Below are 19,271 nucleotides of genomic sequence, written 5' to 3'. Positions count from 1 at the left end.
TGCCCATCCATGGCTTACGCGTCGCTCGCCACTGGCATATTGCTCGCGGCCGGGGTCGGCTCCCGCTTCGATCCGCACGGCCTGCAAAACAAGCTGCTTGCGCGGCTGCCCGACGGCACGCCGGTCGCGCAGGAAGCGGCGCACCGGCTACTGAGGGTCGTGCCGCACGTGCTGGCCGTGGTGCGGCCGGGCGCTGAAGCGCTTGCGCGGCTTTTAAACGATGCCGGCTGCGACGTGGCGTTCGCGCCCGGCGCCGAACGCGGCATGGGCGCAAGCCTCGCTGCCGGTATTCAGGCGAGCGAGGACGCCGAGGGCTGGATCGTCGCGCTCGCGGACATGCCGCGCATCGAGATCACCACGATCGAAGCGGTGGCGCGCGCGCTCGACGGCGGCGCGCCGATCGTGGCGCCGTTTTACGACGGGCAGCGCGGCCATCCCGTAGGGTTTGGCGCGGACCACCGCGACGCGCTGCTGTGCCTCGACGGAGACAGCGGCGCGCGCTCGTTGCTCGGCTCCGAACGCGTCATGAGGCTCGATGTCGACGACGCCGGAATCTTGCGCGATATCGACACGCCGGACGATTTGCGGGCTTTACGTTGATCGGCCGCAAAAGCGAAAAGGCCTCAGGCATGGGGCTTGCGCGGAACATGATGAATGCTCGATGCAATCGGAACCGTGAATAGACCGCGAATCTGCCGCGCAACTCGTTCCAATTCCGCCTAAGCTGATGTGACGCCGCGATTGTCACGCAACGTTACGCCGCTCACGCGGCGCACGTTTCGCAACCACCCGACTTCCCATGAGCGAAACCAGTCCGCGCCTTTTCATCGTGTCACCTCATTTCGACGACGCCGTGTTCAGTTGTGGCGCATTGCTCGCCGCGCATCCGGACGCTGCGGTTTGTACGGTCTTCGCCGCGCCGCCAGAGCATACGATGCGTACCGAATGGGATGAAAAGTCGGGCTTCAGCGACGCCCATGAGGCAATACACGAGCGCACGCTCGAAGACAATCGCGCGCTTGAATTGCTCGATGCGATTCCGCTCCGAATGCCGTTTCGCGACAGTCAGTATTCCGACTCGCCGTCGATCAGCAAAATGGCAGCGGCGCTAGAGGAAACCATTTACCGAACTACGGCGAACACGTTGCTGATGCCGCTCGGCCTGTTTCACGACGACCACGTGCGCGTATTCGAAGCGTGCTGCGAGATCCTGCCGCGCCTGTCGCATCTCGAATGGTTCGGCTACGAAGAAGCCATTCACCGGCGCACGCCGGGTGTCGTGCAGGCACGGCTTGCCGATCTCGCGCAGCGCGGCATCGTGGCGACGCCGGCCAATCCGAGCGCCGGGCACACGATCGACGCGCAGCGCCGCGGACAGATCAAGCGCGAAGCGGTCAATGCGTATCAGAGCCAGTTGCGCGCGTTCGGCGCCGGCAACTACGAGGATGTTTTTGCCACCGAGCGCTATTGGCACCTCACCGTAGGCCGTCGCGTGAAGAAGTAACAGGACGATCAGCGCAGCAACTCTGGCGGTCAAGCCTGACAGGAAGCGTCTACGCTTGAAGAGAACGCCGGACGCCGTCCCGCTATCGCAGAGTTCTCAACCACAGGTGATGCAATGAGCTACGACATGCATACAAGCCCGATCCCCGACCCTAACGCCGATCCGACCCGTGATCCGGAAGGCGATCCGCTGACGCCGCCATCGCCCGGTCATCACACCGAGGAGCCGCAGCGCCCGGAAGGGCCGCCAGACAAAGACCCTGTGTGAGCGTGCAGCGCGGCGCTCAGCGCGTCAGTTCGGTAAAGCCCTGCAAAAGCCGGTCGATGTCGGCGGCGTGGATATTGCCCATCGTCGAAATGCGGAATAGCTCGGCCGACAGGCCGCCCTGTCCCGCATAGATGACAAACCCGCGCGCCTTCAGCGCGTCGTGCAGTTGCGCATACGTGACGCCGCTCGGCAGCCGGTATGCGCGCAACACCACCGACGATTCCGCCGGCGCCAACACGCTGCCGATGCCGCGCTCGGCCAGCCCCGCGCGCGCCTGTTCCGCGAGCGCCGCGTAACGTGCATGACGGGCGCGCCAGCCGCCTTCGTCGGCGATCTCGCGCAGTGCTTCGACGAGCGCGTAGTACGCATGAACCGACGGCGTGAACGGCGTGTTGCGCTGATCCTGCAAGCGCGCGAGCCGCCCGAGGTCGAGGTAGTACGTGCGGCTCGCCGCCTGCGCGAGCGCGGCGCGGCGCACCAGTACGAACGAGGCGCCCGGCACGCCGTGCAAACACTTGTTGGCCGTGGCGGCGACCGCGTCGAGGCTCGCGTCGGCGAAATCGATCGCTTCGGCGCCGAAGCTGCTGACGCCGTCCACCAGCAAACGCAAGCCCCGCGCACGGCACAGCGTGCCCAACGCCGCGAGGTCGTTCAGACGCCCCGTCGTCGTCTCGTGATGAATCACGGCAACATGCGTGAACGCTTTGTCGGCGTCGAGACGTTCGGCGATTTTCGCGAGGTCGGGCGCCTGCATCCAGTCGTGCTTGAGCGACTCGTGCGCGATCCCGTACTGCGCGGCGATCTGCGAAATGCGCTCGCCGTACACGCCGTTTTCCACCACCAGCAGCTTGCCGTTCTGCGGCACCAGCGCGGCCGTCATGCTTTCGACAGCGGCCGTGCCGGAGCCCGTCATCAGCACCGCTTGCCATTCGCTCGCATCGAGACCGTACAGGTCGACGAGACGCGTGCGCGCCTCTTCCTGCAAATCGAAAAACTCGCTTTCGCGATGACACAGGTCCGTCTGCAACAGGCTGTTGCGAACACGTTCGGTGAGCGTCACCGGACCGGGATTGAGCAGCAGCATGGGCGCTCCTTTACTTTGACTTCACGCGGCGCCGATGTGGCGCATCAGGCGCGTTTTCACATCGGGCGGAGTGATGGTGGGACGCGGCAAGCCGTCAGGCGTGCCGCGGCGAATCACGAGGCGCGCAAAACGCGGGCCGTCGAGCGGGGCCGATTCGAACAACTGGTCGAGCACGGCCGGATCGTCGCTTTCGACCGCCGACGCATACCCGCACGCCGCCGCAACACCCGCGAACGAGACTTGCGACGACACCGTCGCCTGTCCCCCGGTCGAGTCGTGCGCGCCATTGTCGAGCAGCACGTGCGTGAGATTGGACGGGCCGTATGCGCCGAGCGTCGCGAAGGCGCCCATTCGCATCAGCGCGGCGCCGTCGCCGTCGAGCGCGACGACGTGCAGGTCCGGGCGCGCGAGCGCCAGACCCAGCGCGAACGGCGTCACGCAGCCCATCGAGCCGACCATGTACAACTGATTCGGACGATCGTCGATTGCGTAAAGCTCGCGCCCGCAAAAACCGGTCGACGCCAGAACCACCGTCGACTCGATCGGCGTATGCGCGATCACCTTCTTCAGCGCGTCATGGCGCGACGCGAGTTCGCTCGCGGCCACGTTGGCGAACTGCGAACGCGCTGCCATCGGCACGCGGCGCTCGCTGGCGGCGCTCGCCTTCAACTCGTACGGCGCGACGCTGCCCTTTTGCATGACGAGCGCGTACGGGCGGCCCGTTTCGTCCATGTGGGCGATGGCGCGATCCAGCGCAGGGCCGATTGCGTCGGCTTCCGTCGGGAAAGTCTCCCAGGGAATTTCCATCGTGTCGAGCATCGCGGGCGTGACGGGGCCCATTAACGCGTGCTGCGGTTCATCGGCGACGCCGGGCTGGCCGCGCCACGTGACGATCAGCAATTGCGGCAAACGGAAGGTCCACGTGAGCGATGTCAGCGGGCTCACCGCGTTGCCGAGCCCGGAGTTCTGCATCATCGTGATGCCGCGGCGGCGTGTGCCTCCGCCACGCTCATCGCGCGCGCCGAGCGCGACACCCGCGATCAGCGCGACAGCGTCGCCTTCATTCGCCGCCGACACGTAATGCAGCGACTCGTCCTGCAACACGTAGTTGATAAACGGCGTCAGATACGAGCACGGCACGCCCGCGTACCAGTCGAAACCGCGATCGCGCGCCGCCTCGACGAACTGTGCCGCCTCGATCATTGCGCGGCTCCGTTCGCGGAATCCGTTGCCTGCGTGCCGACCGACGCCGCGAGCGGCGTCTGGCCATGCGCGAAGTCGCCGGCGCGGCGGAAGTCTTCGAGATCGTTCACACCGCGCCAGTGGCCATGCACGTATTGCACCTCGATCGATTCACCGGCTTCGATCAGCGCGTTCAGCAAAGCGGGCATGTCGAGCGACGCGAAATCGGCACGCGCCTGCAACTGCTGCATGACCGCCCGAAGACGCTCGCAGCCTTCGCCGCGTACGTTCAGAAGACCGACCCAGCGGCCATGCGGCGTTTGCGCGGCAATCTCCGACGACGCCTGCTGCCCGCTCGAAACGTGACGCAACAGCACCTTGTTGCCGAAGAGACCGCGGTCGTCGGCCGACGAGCACCATGCGAAGTCGCGCACGCTCGCGTTTTCGGCATCGGTCAACGACGAATCCACCACGACGCTGAACGCGGCCTCGCTCTCCACCAGATCGCGCAGGATATAGCTGCGGAACAGCAGATCGCCGTACGAAATCAGCGTGTCGCCCGCGAGCTTGTCGAGTGCGCACGCAAGCGATGCGAGTTCGCCGGTTTCCGCATGCTTGTCATTGACCACGAGCTTGATACCGGCCGTGTCGATTGCATCGGCGCGATAACCGCCGACCACAGTGATGTCGTTGACGCCCTGCTTCTTGAACGCGTCGACGAGCCAGCGCAACAGCGGCTTGCCGGCGATCGGCAGCATGACCTTCGGACGGTCCTGAGTGACCGCTTCGAGGCCCTTGCCGCGGCTCGCCGCAAGCACGACAGCGGCGCTCGCCGCGCGGCCGCTCGACAGATAGCGGTCTTCCGCTTCCGAGTATTCGTCCGCGTCCTGCAAGCGGAAAATTTCGTTGACGCCGGCAATGCGGTCTTCGACATTGACGAGCGTTTCGCTTGTATGGATCTCTCGTGCAACCGCCTGCATGGCCGAGGTCGCCGCGCGAATCAGATGGTTCGCCCAGATCACCGTGCTGATGCCGGCTTCGCGGAACACTTCGGTCGGCGTGCTGTAGTACTTGGTCGGCACGATGACGAGCGGCCCACGGCCCGCCCACTCACGCGCGAACTCGAGAATTTCGTCGGGGCGCGAGAGCTTGCTGTGAATCAGAATCGCGTCGGCGCCGGCGCGGCGGTAGGCTTCCGCGCGGCGCAGCGCTTCGTCCATGCCCCAGCCTGCGATCAGCGCTTCCACGCGCGCCACGATCGAAAAATTTTCGTCCGACTGCGAGTCCTTACCGGCCTTGATCTTGCCGCAGAATTCGTCCATATCGGCGAGCGGCTGCGCTTCGCCGTTAATGAAGCTATTCGTTTTCGGGAACTGCTTGTCTTCGATACATACGCCGGCAATGCCGCGCTGTTCGAGCTTGCGCACGAGGCGGCGCACGTTATTGAAGTTGCCGTAGCCGGTATCGCCGTCGAGCAGAATGGGCAGATCGCTTGCGTCGGCCATGAATTCGAGGTTGTCGACCACCTGCGTCCAGCTTGCTTCGTTGTTGTCGCGCACACCGAATTGCGCGGAAATCGCGAGGCCCGAGCCCCAGATCGCCTTGAAACCTGCTTCGCGCACGATGCGGGCGGACAGGCCGTTATGGGCCTCCATCATGAATTCGAGTTCGTTGCTGACAAGCATCTGACGCAGACGTGCGCTGCGGGAAGCGGAGACGAACGCGGGTTCGCGGGCATTCATTTTCGGTACTCCTTGTGGCGGGCTTATTGGCGCTCTTTTTGCCCGGCTGGCGACTGGAAAATGGCGACTATAGCGGAATTTTCATTTATTGGTCATTTAGACGGCTCTGCCTTTTCTGCCTTGCTGTTAAGTGGAAAAATGTGTCGATTTTTGCAGCGACCCGCAACCACGTGGCCTTTGGAATTAATTGGCGTTTTGTGGAAACTTGACACGACACCCTGTCCCCGGGCGCCGGCAGCCGAATCGGCGTAATCCAGCAACGCAATTTGCAACAAGCGCATTTCAATAAAGTCCGGGTTTTTCGCGAAGACCGATGAATAACGCTTCACGATTAATTGATTACTGCATTTCAAATTTCATTGCATTTTTATAAACCGGCGACTCGGGGTCTCAGCAAGCCACAGACGACATTTAGTCAGACAAAACCCCTGCTGAAACAGCGGGTTTCCCCTGCCCTCAGGAGACAACTGGCAACTGCCGTAAACACAGTCAGCGAAAAGCAAACAGCCAATCCGATCGACCCTTTGTGAAAGCACGACCCATTGCTATGACTTTGAACAAAAAACTGGCCTCAATGATCGCCGTCCTGTGGTTCGGCCTGATCCTGATCGGCGGCTTCGGTGCATGGCAAAACCGTGCGTCGATGATTGCCGACCGGCGCGATCAGCTCACGTCGCTGATCGACCAGGCGAACCACGTGGTGAGCCGTTACTACACGCTGGCGCAGCAGCACGTCATCACCGAGGACGAAGCGAAGAAGCAGGCGCTCGCCACGATCGAGGCGATGCGCTACGGCAAGGACGGCTACATCTCGGTGAACGATTCCCAGCCGGTCATGCTGATGCATCCGTTCAAGAAAGAGTTGGTCGGCAAGAACATGGCGCAATTCACCGATCCGGCGGGCAACCATCTGTTCGTGGACATCGTCAACGCAGGCAATCGAGAAGGCGGCGGCTTTGTCGACTATCTGTGGGCTAAGCCCGGCAGCGAAAAGCCCGTAGCCAAGACGAGCTATGCGATGCACTTCCAGCCGTGGGACTGGTATGTCGTCACCGGCATGTATATGGACGACGTGCAGCGCGCGTTTTATTCAAGTCTCCTGCGCTGGCTCGCCATCACCGTCACGCTCGGCGCTGTTGCCACGGCCATCATGCTGGTCGTGTTGCGCAGCATCCGCCGCTCGCTCGGCGGCGATCTGGAAGTGGCCGTCGAACATGCGCAGCTGATGGCGCGCGGCAACCTTGCGACGCGCGTACCGGTCAACGACAACGACGCCGGCAGCCTGCTGCATGCGTTGCACACCATGCAGGCGGGTCTCGTCGATACCGTTTCGCGCGTTCGTACCGGCACCGAAAACATCAACGTCGGCGCGAGCGAAATTGCCGCGGGCAATACCGATCTGTCGCAGCGCACCGAGGAGCAGGCGGCCGCGCTGGTGCAGACGGCGTCGAGCATGGACCAGATGACGGTCAATGTGAAGCAGAACGCCGACAGCGCGTTGCAAGCGGCCCAACTCGCGGGTCAGGCCGCGGACGTCGCCACGCGCGGCAGCCGCGTCGTCGACGACGTGGTCCGTACGATGGGCGAGATCACGACGAGCTCGCGGCAGATCGGCGACATCATTGGGGTAATCGACGGCATCGCGTTCCAGACCAACATTCTCGCGTTGAACGCGGCGGTCGAGGCGGCCCGCGCGGGCGAACAGGGACGCGGCTTCGCGGTGGTCGCCGCCGAAGTGCGCAGCCTTGCGCAACGCTCGGCTACGGCCGCCAAGGAGATCAAGGCGCTGATCGAAACGTCGACGAATACCGTCGAAGCAGGCGCATCGCTCGTGTCCAACGCGGGTTCGACGATGGGCGAGATCGTGCAATCGGTCCGTCGCGTGAACGAGATCCTCGAGGAAATCAGCAACGCGTCGCGCGAGCAGAGCGCGGGCATCGAGCAGGTGAATCGCGCGGTCGGGGAAATGGATCAGGTCACGCAGCAGAACGCCGCGCTCGTGGAACAGGCCGCTGCCGCCGCGCATTCACTGAAAGACCAGGTGGGCGTTCTGCGCGAAGCGATTTCCAGCTTTGCGCTGCCGGCCTGACGGTGAAGAGCGAGACAAGCGCGTAACAGGCGCGCGAGAGCGCAACGGGAAGCGTCAAGAAACAACGGACAACTAGACAACGCGACGGACAGAAGCACTTGAACACGAGCCGCACGGATTTTCGGATCCGCGCGGCTTTTTTTCGCCCGTCGCGCGAGTTGACTTGCAGTAATCTCTCATACATATTACGTTCTCATTACAATGAGCCGCGCCGCCTTTGAGCGATGCAAGTCAATCCGCTGTTTATCCGCCTCTATGATCCAGAAGAAAAAGTCTCAACCACGCGACCCGTACGCGCCGGTCGCAAAGAACCAGTTGCTCGTTGCGCGTCTTCCAATGTGGCGCTCGAAGTTCATCGTCGTGCTGGTGTTCGGCGCGTTTGCCGCGCTCGCCGGCCGCGCGCTCTGGGTTCAGGTGGTGAATCGCGACTTCTACGTCGATCAAGGGCAAAAGCGCTACCAACGCACGATCGAACTGGATGCAACCCGCGGCCGCATTGTCGACCGCAATGGCTCGATGCTGGCCGTCAGTCTGGCGACTTACGAGATCTGGGCGTCCCCGAAACTGCTCGACGAAGCCGCGTTGCCGCCGCTTTCGAAGCTGCTCGATCTGCCGCTCGCGGAACTGCGTCGTCGTCTGAGCGGCGACAAGACGTTCGTGCTGCTGAAGCGTCAGGTCGACGCGGATACCGCCGGTCATCTTTCCAAGCTCGGACTCGCGGGCATCACGCAGATTGCGGATTCCAAGCGCTTCTATCCGGAAGGCGAGTCGGCGGCACACGTGGTCGGCTTTACGGACATCGAGGACAACGGTCAGGAAGGCGTCGAGCTGGCGGCCAACGAACAACTGCTCGGCGTGCTCGGCCATCGCGAAGTAATCCGCGACCGGCTCGGCCGCGTCGTGTCCGAGACGCGCCCGCTCGTACCTGCGGAGAACGGCGAGACGATCCACCTGACCATCGACCGGCGCATTCAGCAACTCGCATACGGGCAGCTGAAGGACGCGATTGCCAGACATCGCGCGGAAGCAGGCAGCGTGGTGGTGCTCGACGCGCGCAACGGCGAGATTCTCGCGCTCGCCAATTATCCGAGCTTCGATCCGAACGACCGCGCGCGTCTGACCGGGCGCCAACTGCGAAATCGCGCGGTGGTGGATACGTTCGAGCCGGGTTCGACGATCAAGCCAGTGGTCGTCGCGCTTTCCATCGACGAGGGCAAAGTGCGGCCGCAAAGCGTCATCGACACGGCGCCGGGCTGGTACAAGATCGGTCCCGCAGTGATCCACGACACGTCGAATCACGGCGCGATGACTGTTGCGGAAGCGGTGCAAAAGTCGAGCAACATTGCGCTTGCCAAGCTCGCGCTCAATTTGCCGGCCGAGAAAATCTGGACGAAGTACCAGGAATACGGGCTCGGGTTGCGGCCCGATCTGACATTCCCAGGCGTAGCGTCTGGCAAGGTGCGCCCGTACAAACGCTGGCGCCCGATCGAGCAGGCGACCATGGCATATGGCTATGGACTTTCCGCTTCGCTATTGCAGATCGCACAGATCTACACCGCCTATGCCGGCGACGGAACGATGCACCGCGTGCGGTTGCTACGCGAAAGCACCGAGGCGGGCGGCAATGACGCGGGCGCTTCTGCTCCAACCCGCCACGCGGTCACCACGCCCGGCACCGCACGCGCGATCCGCTCGATGCTGGAAATGGCCACGGGCGACGGCGGCACGGGGCGCGCCGCGACAGTGGAAGGTTACCGCGTGGGCGGCAAGACTGGGACTGCGCGCAAGCAGGTCGGCGCGACTTACGCGAAGAATCGCTACCGTGCACTCTTCGTCGGAATGGCGCCCATGAGCGACCCGAGACTGATTGTCGCCGTGATGATCGACGACCCGGCCGGCAAGGCTTTTTATGGCGGCACTGTCGCCGGCCCGGTGTTCAGCGCCGTAACGGGCGGCGCGTTGCAACTGCTCGGCGTGCCGCCGGATGCGTGACCCGAGGCGTGGCGCTCAACCCGACCGCTACGCGTACGCGTACGGTTTTGCGCGATCTTAAGTCTCGCTTAATTCTTTGCTGCAACCATGTGACTCAACATCCCCTGTTGAGCCGCCTGATCACCGGCGGCGTTTTTTTCAGCGATGTTTGCCGACGCGCCAAAAGACAGGTTGCATGCCTGCGAAAAAGAAAGAGGTCACACCATGGTTGAGAACAAGGTATTCGAGCATCTGCGCGCCATGCCTGACAACGAATGGGTCCGGCAGATTCACTCATGCAAGGTCTCTGACCCGCTGCAACCGCCTTGGGGACGTTCGTACCGGCTCGTCGAATGGACCATGAAGCACACGCCCGAAGCAAGTCGCCGCGTGGTGCCCGCCGAAAGTACCCCGCTTGAAATTGCGCAGGCCGTCGTATCGCATGTGCCTGGCAGGCGCTTCTGTCAGCGCGGCGACGAATAGCAGAAGTCCAACGCGTCTTCCAGCCGGTCGTTGCCCCAGAACATTTCGTCGCCGACAAAGAAAGTAGGCGCGCCGAAAATGCCTTTCGACGCAGCAACTTCGGTCTGTTCACGCAGACGCAGCTTGTTCGCGTCGCTCTGCGCTTCGGCGATGATCTGTTGCGCGGGCAAACCGAGTTTCGCGAGCGCTTCGCTCACTACTTCAATCGAACCGATATCGCGGTCATGCACGAAATTCTGCTGCATGATCTCGCGACAGTAAGCAGCAATCCATTCGCGCTCCGCGCCAAGCAGCGCTACACGCAGTGCGAGTAAAGCTGCGCGCGGAAAAACGCTTGGACGTGTCAACGCAATGCCGTATTTGCGGCACTGCCGTTCCATGTCCTTCCACACGTAGGCGCCCTTCTCCTTTTGCAGAACGAACGGAGAATTGTCGAAACCGAGCGCGCGAAAAATCGGCCCGAGCAGGAACGGCCGCCAATCGACGCTCACACGTCGCGCCGCGGCCTCAGCCTCGATGCGCATGACGCTCAGGTAGCTATAGTTGCTGCCGAAGTCGAACCAGAACTCGATCCGGCGTGCCGGCGTGACTGCGGAAGCGGCGATGTGGTCCATCTCTATTCTCGTGCAATGCAGGACAGTTGAACGGGAAAGCGCTAACTATGACAAGAAAGTTCGCCGCTCGCATAGATGGCAGAAAGGCGGTGGGAATACGCGGGCGCTCAGCGCGTTTGCGTCGCCACGCGCAGTCCAAGCGAAATAAACAGTACACCGATGATCTTTTTCTGCCACCGGCGCAGCCACGTCAGGCGCTTGATGAGCCTGCCGAGCGGGCGAATCGTCAATACAATCAGCGTGGTGTAAAGCGCGCTCATGCCGACGAAAATCAGGCCCAACGTCGAAAACTGCAAAAACGTCGAGCCATGTTCGGGATGAACGAATTGCGGAAGAAACGCGAGAAAGAAAAGCGCGGTCTTCGGATTCAGCACCTCGGCGGGAATGGCCTGAAAAAACGCTTTCGATGCGGACACGGGCGCGCTCGCGGGCACATTCGCGCTGGTCTGCTTTTCACGCAATGCGCGAATGCCCAGATAAACCAGATACGCAGCGCCAATCCATTTGACCGCGTTGAACGCGAGTGCCGACGTCATCAGCAAGGCCGAAAGGCCAACCGCTGCGCCCAGCGTGTGAATGAAGTCGCCCACTGCAATGCCAAGGCCGGTGAAGATGCCGGCCTTGCGTCCTCCGTGCACGGTGCGTGTTAAAACCAGCAGCACGGCGGGCCCGGGAATCAGAAAGAGGCCGAATACAACGGCAATGAAAGTGCCTAACGAGGATAGCTCGAGCATGTCGTCTCCAGATTGTTTGCGCCCATCCGATGCAAGCGGACAGTTCGAACAGTGTACTTGCGACGCACGTAGCGCGCTTGCCGGCGCCGCAAACTGGCTATCATTCGAGTCTCGGGCTTCAACGGGCTCGCGAGCTGTATTGTTTATCGCTATTGACTGGAATTACCAAGGTGACTTACACGCTGTCCACGCGGCACATCCACGAACTTGAGATTCGCAAGAGCCGGTTCATTGCGTACGCCGTGCCGGTCGAGGATCGCGACGCCGCGATGGACGAATTGCGCCGTCTGCGCGACGAGCACCCAACCGCAACGCACGTGTGCTGGGCGCTGCTGGCAGGCGGCCAGTCCGGCATGTCTGACGACGGCGAGCCGTCCGGCACCGCGGGCCGGCCAATTCTCGAAGTGCTACGGCATCACGATCTGGACGGCGTGCTGGGCGCGGTAGTCCGATATTATGGCGGCGTCAGACTCGGCGCGGGCGGCCTCGTGCGTGCATATACGGACGCGATCGCTTCGGCGCTGCTGGACGCGCCGCGAATCGAACGGATCGCACAGGGGTCGCTGACCGTCGAAGTCGGTTACGCCGACGAAGCGAAAGTGCGGCGATGGATCGAAGCCCAAGGCTACGCGCTCGCCGACACCGCGCATGCAATGCTCGTGAAGATGACCATCCGCTTGCCGGTCAACGCGGTCGACGACGCACGGCGCACGCTAGTCGATATGACACAGGGCAAAGCCGGGTTCTTCTAATGGCGACGCCCAGGCACTTTTTATTTCGAAGATGGCGCGCAGGTGCCCGCTGTTACCATGCTGTTCTTCAACGGCATGTATCACCACTTAAAGGGCCACTCTTCTGATCTCGACCGCCGCTTGTTCCAGCACAGCGCCCGAATCGGCGCGGCATGGTTCGCTTTCGCGTCATCCGGCGCGCCCGGCAGCGGGCACGCCGGCGACTTTGGGAAATATCGTGCTCAAGGGCTGCGGCGTAATCGCGCTGCCCCTGATGCTGTCCGCCTGCTCGTGGTCGTGGTTTGGGCTGAATAGCCCGCCCCGCGCGGCGGCACACTCCACAGGCTGGCTGAGCGTCGCGCCCGCGCGCGATTTCGCGTACATGCCGGCTGTCGAAGGGCGCATGTCGCCGAATCGCATCGAAAACACGGCGATGACCGCCCTGGTGCTGAAAAACGATATCAACCAGGCGGTGCGCGAGAGCATCGCGAATCGTCTCAAGGTTGCTGGCTTCCATCTCAACGATGGCAGGAAAGTGCTGAGCGGCAACATCGAAAAATTCACTGTCGACGACGTCCGTTCGCCCGCGCAATGGACACTGAAGATGCGCTACGTGGTGACGGATTCCGCCACGCAAAAGGTCGTGTTCTCGACCACCAAGACCGTCAAACGGAAATCGCCGAAATTCACCAGCAGTTCCATTGCGATCGAAGACACGGTGAGGCTTAGCGTCGACGCATTGGTGAGCGATAGCGGATTCATTAATGCAGTGAACTGAAAACTGAGGGGCCTGCAAGAGGCTTCCGCCAGAGGCGTCTTCCAACGACACCTGCAAACGCCCGTCAGCTCAGACGCGAGCAGAAGCGCCACCGGTTTTCGCTACAATCGGAACCAGCGCAGCGCGTTTTCCGTTTGCGCAATTGCGCAATTGCGCGCTTGCGGGTTTGCGGGTTTGCACCTGGCTCGCGCCCGCGCGTTCATTCCCTGCGAGGCTCCATGTCCACCACCGCCTGGCTGTTCTTCCTCCCCGCCTGTTTCGCTATCAATCTCGCGCCGGGGCCGAACATTCTGCTTTCGATCAACGTGGCCGCGCGGCATGGCTTCATGACCGCGTTTCTCGGCGGGACCGGGCGGCTGGTCGCGTTTGCAACCATGATTGCGCTCGCCGCCACCGGTCTCGCGGTCGTGCTGCATGCATCGGAGTGGTTCTTTCTCGCCATCAAACTCGCGGCGCGGCTTACCTGATCTGGCTCGCCATTCAACTGTGGCGCAGCGACGCGCCTGCGGTGGACACTACGCAAGAGCAACCCGCATCGCTCGCGCGGATCGCACGCCAGGAATTCCTCGTGGCAGCGGGCAATCCCAAGGCGATACTCGTCTTTACCGCGTTTCTACCGCAATTCGTCGACATCGGGAAACCGATGCTTCCGCAATTCGCTGCACTCGGCGTCAGCTTCCTCGTGCTGGAATGCGTGGCTATCGCGCTGTACTCGTGGGCGGGGATGCATCTCGGCAAGTGGCTTGTGCGCGCTCGCGTCAGGCGCTGGTTCAATCGCTCCTGCGGCGCGTTCCTCGCGGCCATCGGACTTAGTTTCCTGCTGGTCAGACGTGCCTGAGCTGCGTGGAGCCGCGAGCAGAAGCGCGCCGTCCATAAGCAATGCCTAATGCTTGCGCCGAGAAAGTTTAACTATCTGTATTGACCGCACGCCCCTATGCTCATTAAGTGACCCGCCGCCGTGCTCGGCGAGAGGCGGCATGGGCAAGCGACTTCTCATAGTCACAGGAGCGGCATCATGAAGATCTGCATCTTCGGAGCAGGAGCGATAGGCGGCTTGATGGGCGTGCAGTTGGCACGCGCCGGCGCCGACGTCAGTTTCATCGCGCGCGGCGCGCATCTCGCGGCAATGCGCGAGCACGGCGCGCGTCTGATTATCGACGGCGAGACGGTCAGCGCGCCGGTTCGCTGCACGTCCGACCCGAGCGAACTCGGCGTGCAGGACTTCGTGATCATTACGTTGAAGGCGCACTCGTTGCCTGGCGTGGTCGACGCGATGCAGCCGCTGCTCGGCAAACACACTGCCGTCGTGACCGGTGTCAACGGTATTCCGTATTGGTACTTCTATCAGCACGGCGGCAAGTTCGCCGGCACGCGGCTCGCGAGCGTCGATCCGGACGGCAGTCAATGGACGAAGCTCGGCCCGGAACGGGCGATCGGATGTGTGCTCTATCCGGCCGCGGAAATCGTGGAACCGGGCCTCATCAAGCATGTATATGGCAAGAAGTTTCCGATCGGCGAGCCGAGCGGCGAGCGCACGCCGCGCATCCAGCAGTTGCACGAGATCATGCAGGCAGCGGGTTTCGAGGCACCGATCCGCGACAACATCCGCGACGAAATCTGGCTGAAGCTGTGGGGCAATCTGTGCTTCAACCCGATCAGCGCGTTGACGCACGCGACACTCGACGTGCTCACGAGCGACCCCGGCACGCGCGCTGTGTCGCGCACCATGATGCTCGAGGCAAAGCGGATTGCCGATCAGTTCGGTGTGCACTTTCGGGTCGACGTGGAAAAGCGCATTGACGGCGCGGGCGCGGTCGGTGCACATAAAACGTCGACGCTCGTGGATCTGGAGAACCGGCGGCCGATGGAAATCGATCCGCTTCTGACCGTGGTGCAGGAAATGGGACGCCTAGTCAACGAGCCGACGCCTACCATCGACGTCGTGCTTGCGCTCGTCAAACTGCGCGAACGCATGGCATTACAAGGCGCGTAATCCGATAGGGTTTGCCTGCGCTTCTCGCGCTTCTCACCTTCATCGCGGTACGTTGAAAAAGGATCGGACTCCGCGAGGCGTCCGATCCTTTTCATTTGCGCGGCAAGATACAGCTGCTATTGATCGATGGCCAGCCAGACCGCTTTCGGCTCGGTGAAGTTTTCAATCGCCACGTCGCCGTGCTCGCGGCCGAAGCCCGAATCGCCCGAGCCACCCCAAGGCAGGCGCACGTCGGTATAGCCGTAGGTATTGATCCAGACGGTCCCCGCTCTCAGGTCACGTGCCACGCGATGCACGCGACCAATGTCCGCGCTCCACACACCGGCCGCGAGGCTGTACAACGTGCCGTTCGCGATACGTATAGCGTCCGCTTCATCGTTGAAACGAATCACGCTCGCCACGGGCCCGAAAATCTCCTCCTGCGAAATGCGCATTTCGTGTTCGACGTTGGCAAACACCGTCGGCTCCACGAAGAAACCGCGCTCGCCGATGCGCGCGCCGCCTGTCACGAGCGACGCGCCTTCGGAGCGTCCGGCATCGACATAGCCGAGTACGGTCTTCATTTGCGCGGCGGAGATAAGCGGACCCATCGACGTCTCGCGCAACGACGGATCGCCGACCTTGATCGACTTTGCGCGCGCGGCGAGACGCTCCACCACTTCGTCGTAGACATCGCGATGCGCGAGAATGCGCGAGCCCGCCGAGCACACTTGTCCCGTGTTGAAGAAGATGCCTGACGCCGCGGCCCGCACTGCGTTGTCGAGATTCGCATCGGGGAAAATCAGATTGGCCGACTTGCCGCCGAGTTCCAGCGTCACGCGTTTGAAGTTGCCCGCCGCGCCCTGCAGAATGCCGCGCCCCACCGACGGCGATCCGGTGAATGTAACCTTGTCAACGCCTGGATGCGCGACGAGTGCGTCGCCGACCACACGTCCCTTGCCCGTGACGATATTCAGTACTCCAGGCGGCACGCCCGCTTCGAGCGCGAGTTCGCCAATGCGCAACGCGCTGAGCGGCGTGATCTCGGCGGGCTTCACGATCAGTGTGCAACCGCACGCGAGCGCCGGCGCGATTTTCCACATACCGATCATCAGCGGGAAGTTCCACGGCACGATCGCAGCGACCACGCCGACCGGTTCACGCAACGTGTAGGTCAAAGCGTCGGGCCGAACGGGGACCACCTGGCCGTTGATCTTGTCGCACCAGCCTGCGTAGTATTCGAGCGTATCGATCGCGGCCGGAACGTCCTGGCGCATGACGGCGGCAATCGGCTTGCCCGCGTCGAGACTTTCGAGCGCGGCCAGTTCGTCGAGATTGGCGCGCATCAGGCTGGCAAGGCGGGACAGAATGCGGCCGCGCTCCGCCGCCTTGATTCCGTTCCACACCTTCAATGCGGCGCGCGCTGCGTGCACTGCCGTGTCGACGTCCGCGGCGCTACCTTGTGCAACGTGCGCGATCGGCTCCTCGGTAGCCGGATTGATATTGACGGAATATTCGCCCGTGCCCGGCGGCAACCGCTTGCCGTCGATCAACAGGTCATGGCGCCTGAGGCCGGTATCAGTGTCCATCATGAAGCTCCTTGCATTGAAATGTTGCTTGGGCTGATTGCTGCTAGCCGGCCTCGGGGCGAAGGCCGGTTTCGGCAAGTCGATCGAGCGCTACGGCTCGTGAAGCGCCGCGCCGCTGCGCGCGACCGCAGGCCGTGAAGGGTCGCGAGGTGTCGCGTGCGGGGATGCGGCCGACGTTGTATGTGCGGTCGGGTTGGAGATTTCGTCCGGACCGTCGTCCGGACTCGCGTTCCTGGAGAGCGCTCCGCCATGCGCCGCGAACTCCGCCCAGGCGGCCGCGGCATTCGGCCTTAGCGAGCGATTGCGGCGATGCACGAGTAGCGTCGTCAATGCGATTTCAGGAACGAGCGGCCGGCTCACCAGCGACTCGCCGACGGCGGGCCAATGCGTGTCGACGGGCAGAACGCCGACGCCCAACCCAAGTTCCACCATGCGCAACACCGCCGCCACATGTCCGAATTCCTGCACCGGGCGCCGCTTCAGTCCGTTCGCGTTGAAGGCCGGATCGAGCGCCGCACGCACGCCCGCGTCCGCATTCAATGTGACGAGCGCCCAGTCATGCAGCGCCGCCCACGCGACGCTGGCGTGGCGGCCCAGCGGATGCGTCGACGGCATCACCGCGTGCAACGGCGTCGTGAACATGACCTGCGCGTGCAACTGGTCGTTGGCGAGCGGCGCGGCCAGCGAGACCACGCCGAAATCGACTTCGCCGTGCTCGACGCTCGCAAGTACGCCGCTTTGGGGCTGATCCTCGACGGTGACCGTCAGTTCTGGAAATGCCGTCGCACAACGCGCGAGTCCCTGTGCGACCCATCCCGACGACAACACCGGATTGCTCGCCACTGCGACGACGCCGCGGTGTCCTTCGTAAGCGGCCCGCTCTTCGCGCAACGTCAGATCGATTTCATCGAGCAGGCGGCCAATCCTTCGTTCGAGACTTGCGCCCGCGTGCGTCAGTTGAACCTGGCGCGTCGTGCGATCGAACAATTTGAGTTCGACCGCATCTTCCAACTCCCGCACACACCGGCTCACCGCCGACTGTGTCAGATCGAACTCGCGCGCCGCGCGCGTGAAACTCCGTTCACGCGCGACGGCGACAAACACCTTGAGTTGCTGCAACGAAACATTCATGAGGTCATGGCCGGCCGCGAACGGCTCGGCAGCCTATTCGCCGGTTTGCTCGGGCCAGTGGCTCAGCCGCGAGGCTTTGCCGTTACCCGCGACGGCGAGCACGCCCGGCTGAGGCTCGTCCTGCGAGTGGATCCAGCGCGAGCGCATCGGCGCGAGAATGAATTTCGCGGATACGCCGGCGGCAATCGTAATCACAGCCGAAACAGTGAACACGAGGCTCCATCCACCCGTTGCCGACAACACCGACGCGACCGGCACCAGCAGCGAAGCCGTGCCCTTCGCGGTGTAAAGCGTGCCGGCGTTCGCCGCCGCGTACTTGCTGCCGAACGTGTCCGCGCAGATTGCCGGGAAGATCGAGAAGATTTCGCCCCAGAAGAGGAAGATCAGCGCGGCAAACGTCATGAACGCATACGGGTTCGTGCCGTACTCCATCATGCCGAGCAACGCGAGACCTTCGCCGATAAAGATCGCGAACATCGTGTTTTCACGGCCGATCTTGTCGGAGATGAAACCGCACAGCGGACGCGTGAAGCCGTTGCAGACGTTGTCGATGGAAAGCGTGGCTGTCAGCAGCGGCAGCGTGACGCCGAAAATCGTCATGGGAATGCGCGCAAGGCCCCAGTCTTTCGCAATCGGGCCGATCTGCGCGGTTGCCATCAGGCCGCCGGCCGCCACCGCCACGAACGAAACGTAGATCACCCAGAACACTGGCGTCTTGATCATCTGGCCGGGCGTGAGGTCCACCTTCGACACCGCGAATTTCTTCCTGGCGGGCACGTGCTTGCGCAACACAGGCTTCACCAGCAGCATGGCGAGCAGCAGAATCGCGACGCCCTGGAAAATACCGAAGAAGAAGAACGTGTGCTCGTAGCCGGAGCGGGTGATCATGTTCGCGATCGGAATCACCGTCACTGCTGCGCCGGCGCCGAAGCCGGCCGCGGTCAGGCCCGCAGCGAGGCCGCGGCGGTCGGGAAACCATTTCAACGCGTTGCCCACGCAGGTGCCGTACACGCCGCCCGCGCCAATCCCAGCGATAACCGCGGAGACGTAAAGCATCGGCAAGGTCGTCGCGTACGAATTCATGACCCATGCAATGCCCGCGCACACCGCGCCGCCCGCCACCACCGGCCGTGGACCGAACTTGTCGACGAGCCAGCCTTCCAATGGAACGAGCCAGGTTTCCGTGAGGATGAAGATCGCGAACGCCATTTGAATCGAGGCTTGGCCCCAGTGATGCCGCGCGTCCATTGGGGCGACGAACAGCGTCCACGCGTATTGCAGGTTTGCCACCAACGCCATGCACACCATGCCGATGACGAGCTGCCACCAACGGTTCGCCCAGAATACGCGGGCCGTGGTCTGTTGAGTGATATCGTCCATGTGCCTTGTCTCCGCAATTA

Annotated in this window: 18 protein-coding genes and 1 pseudogene; 10 read left to right on the top strand and 9 right to left on the bottom strand. The window is 62.8% G+C overall.

Features of this window, described 5'->3' with window-relative positions; all coding sequences use genetic code 11:
- Window positions 1-9: 9 nt before the first annotated feature.
- The 3 genes from OH764_RS19190 (at window position 10) to OH764_RS19180 (ending at window position 1,771) form a co-directional block, all read left to right on the top strand.
- Window positions 10-600: a nucleotidyltransferase family protein gene (locus OH764_RS19190; RefSeq protein ID WP_498850353.1), complete on the top strand. Its 591-nt coding sequence runs from the start codon at window positions 10-12 to the stop codon at window positions 598-600.
- Between the two features lie 199 nt (window positions 601-799).
- On the top strand, window positions 800-1,504 hold the full coding sequence (locus OH764_RS19185; RefSeq protein ID WP_498850352.1) for a PIG-L deacetylase family protein: 705 nt from the start codon (window positions 800-802) through the stop codon (window positions 1,502-1,504).
- 126 nt (window positions 1,505-1,630) lie between these two features.
- Window positions 1,631-1,771 (top strand): hypothetical protein, encoded by a 141-nt coding sequence (locus OH764_RS19180; RefSeq protein ID WP_020068066.1) that lies wholly within the window; start codon window positions 1,631-1,633, stop codon window positions 1,769-1,771.
- Window positions 1,772-1,787: 16 nt separating this feature from the next.
- On the opposite strand, the gene OH764_RS19175 is transcribed toward OH764_RS19180, so the two are convergent.
- The 4 genes from OH764_RS19175 to OH764_RS19160 form a co-directional block, all read right to left on the bottom strand.
- Entirely contained in the window at window positions 1,788-2,855 is a 1,068-nt protein-coding gene (locus OH764_RS19175) for a 2-aminoethylphosphonate aminotransferase (protein WP_498850351.1), read from the bottom strand.
- A 21-nt stretch (window positions 2,856-2,876) separates the two neighbouring features.
- The gene (aepY, locus tag OH764_RS19170; RefSeq protein ID WP_498850350.1) at window positions 2,877-4,058 is read right to left on the bottom strand and encodes a thiamine pyrophosphate enzyme family protein; all 1,182 of its coding nucleotides are present in this window, start codon (window positions 4,056-4,058) and stop codon (window positions 2,877-2,879) included.
- Window positions 4,055-5,779, bottom strand: a complete 1,725-nt coding sequence (gene aepX, locus OH764_RS19165) for a phosphoenolpyruvate mutase (protein ID WP_020068063.1) — start codon at window positions 5,777-5,779, stop codon at window positions 4,055-4,057. The genes aepY and aepX overlap by 4 nt, the downstream gene beginning before the upstream one ends.
- Before the next feature lie 92 nt (window positions 5,780-5,871).
- Window positions 5,872-6,108 (bottom strand): hypothetical protein, encoded by a 237-nt coding sequence (locus tag OH764_RS19160; protein ID WP_498850349.1) that lies wholly within the window; start codon window positions 6,106-6,108, stop codon window positions 5,872-5,874.
- Window positions 6,109-6,326: 218 nt separating this feature from the next.
- Between OH764_RS19160 and OH764_RS19155 the strand changes: the two genes are divergently transcribed.
- The 3 genes from OH764_RS19155 (at window position 6,327) to OH764_RS19145 (ending at window position 10,322) form a co-directional block, all read left to right on the top strand.
- Entirely contained in the window at window positions 6,327-7,868 is a 1,542-nt protein-coding gene (locus tag OH764_RS19155; protein ID WP_498850348.1) for a methyl-accepting chemotaxis protein, read from the top strand.
- A gap of 255 nt (window positions 7,869-8,123) precedes the next feature.
- Window positions 8,124-9,860, top strand: coding sequence for a peptidoglycan D,D-transpeptidase FtsI family protein (locus OH764_RS19150; protein ID WP_498850347.1), 1,737 nt, complete (start codon window positions 8,124-8,126; stop codon window positions 9,858-9,860).
- Between the two features lie 204 nt (window positions 9,861-10,064).
- Window positions 10,065-10,322 (top strand): DUF2866 domain-containing protein, encoded by a 258-nt coding sequence (locus tag OH764_RS19145; RefSeq protein WP_020068060.1) that lies wholly within the window; start codon window positions 10,065-10,067, stop codon window positions 10,320-10,322.
- Here OH764_RS19145 and OH764_RS19140 read toward each other — a convergent pair.
- Together OH764_RS19140 and OH764_RS19135 are read right to left on the bottom strand one after the other, a co-directional pair.
- Window positions 10,304-10,936 (bottom strand): 2-hydroxychromene-2-carboxylate isomerase, encoded by a 633-nt coding sequence (locus OH764_RS19140; protein ID WP_498850346.1) that lies wholly within the window; start codon window positions 10,934-10,936, stop codon window positions 10,304-10,306. The two genes, OH764_RS19145 and OH764_RS19140, sit on opposite strands and share 19 nt — an antisense overlap.
- Window positions 10,937-11,043: 107 nt before the next feature.
- Window positions 11,044-11,670, bottom strand: a complete 627-nt coding sequence (locus OH764_RS19135) for a LysE family translocator (RefSeq protein ID WP_498850345.1) — start codon at window positions 11,668-11,670, stop codon at window positions 11,044-11,046.
- 170 nt (window positions 11,671-11,840) lie between these two features.
- On the opposite strand from OH764_RS19135, the gene OH764_RS19130 reads away from it, so the two are divergent.
- The 4 genes and pseudogenes from OH764_RS19130 (at window position 11,841) to OH764_RS19115 (ending at window position 15,172) form a co-directional block, all read left to right on the top strand.
- Window positions 11,841-12,422, top strand: coding sequence for an IMPACT family protein (locus tag OH764_RS19130; protein WP_498850344.1), 582 nt, complete (start codon window positions 11,841-11,843; stop codon window positions 12,420-12,422).
- Window positions 12,423-12,639: 217 nt separating this feature from the next.
- Window positions 12,640-13,179: a hypothetical protein gene (locus OH764_RS19125; RefSeq protein WP_498850343.1), complete on the top strand. Its 540-nt coding sequence runs from the start codon at window positions 12,640-12,642 to the stop codon at window positions 13,177-13,179.
- 218 nt (window positions 13,180-13,397) lie between these two features.
- A pseudogene (locus tag OH764_RS19120) lies at window positions 13,398-14,017 on the top strand (LysE family translocator).
- Window positions 14,018-14,194: 177 nt separating this feature from the next.
- A complete protein-coding gene (locus OH764_RS19115; RefSeq protein WP_020068054.1) occupies window positions 14,195-15,172 on the top strand; it encodes a 2-dehydropantoate 2-reductase in 978 nt (325 codons plus the stop codon).
- Window positions 15,173-15,288: 116 nt separating this feature from the next.
- On the opposite strand, the gene OH764_RS19110 is transcribed toward OH764_RS19115, so the two are convergent.
- The 3 genes from OH764_RS19110 to oxlT form a co-directional block, all read right to left on the bottom strand.
- Entirely contained in the window at window positions 15,289-16,740 is a 1,452-nt protein-coding gene (locus tag OH764_RS19110; protein ID WP_498851242.1) for an aldehyde dehydrogenase family protein, read from the bottom strand.
- A gap of 90 nt (window positions 16,741-16,830) precedes the next feature.
- Window positions 16,831-17,871 carry a LysR family transcriptional regulator gene (locus OH764_RS19105; protein WP_498850342.1) on the bottom strand — a complete coding sequence of 347 codons (1,041 nt, stop codon included), beginning with the start codon at window positions 17,869-17,871 and terminating at the stop codon, window positions 16,831-16,833.
- A gap of 33 nt (window positions 17,872-17,904) precedes the next feature.
- On the bottom strand, window positions 17,905-19,251 hold the full coding sequence (oxlT, locus tag OH764_RS19100) for an OFA family MFS transporter (RefSeq protein WP_498850341.1): 1,347 nt from the start codon (window positions 19,249-19,251) through the stop codon (window positions 17,905-17,907).
- Between the last annotated feature and the right edge of the window lie 20 nt (window positions 19,252-19,271).

The organism is Burkholderia sp. M6-3 (assembly GCF_050858985.1).
Lineage (GTDB): Bacteria > Pseudomonadota > Gammaproteobacteria > Burkholderiales > Burkholderiaceae > Paraburkholderia > Paraburkholderia caledonica.
This window is presented reverse-complemented; position numbering and strand designations above follow the sequence as displayed.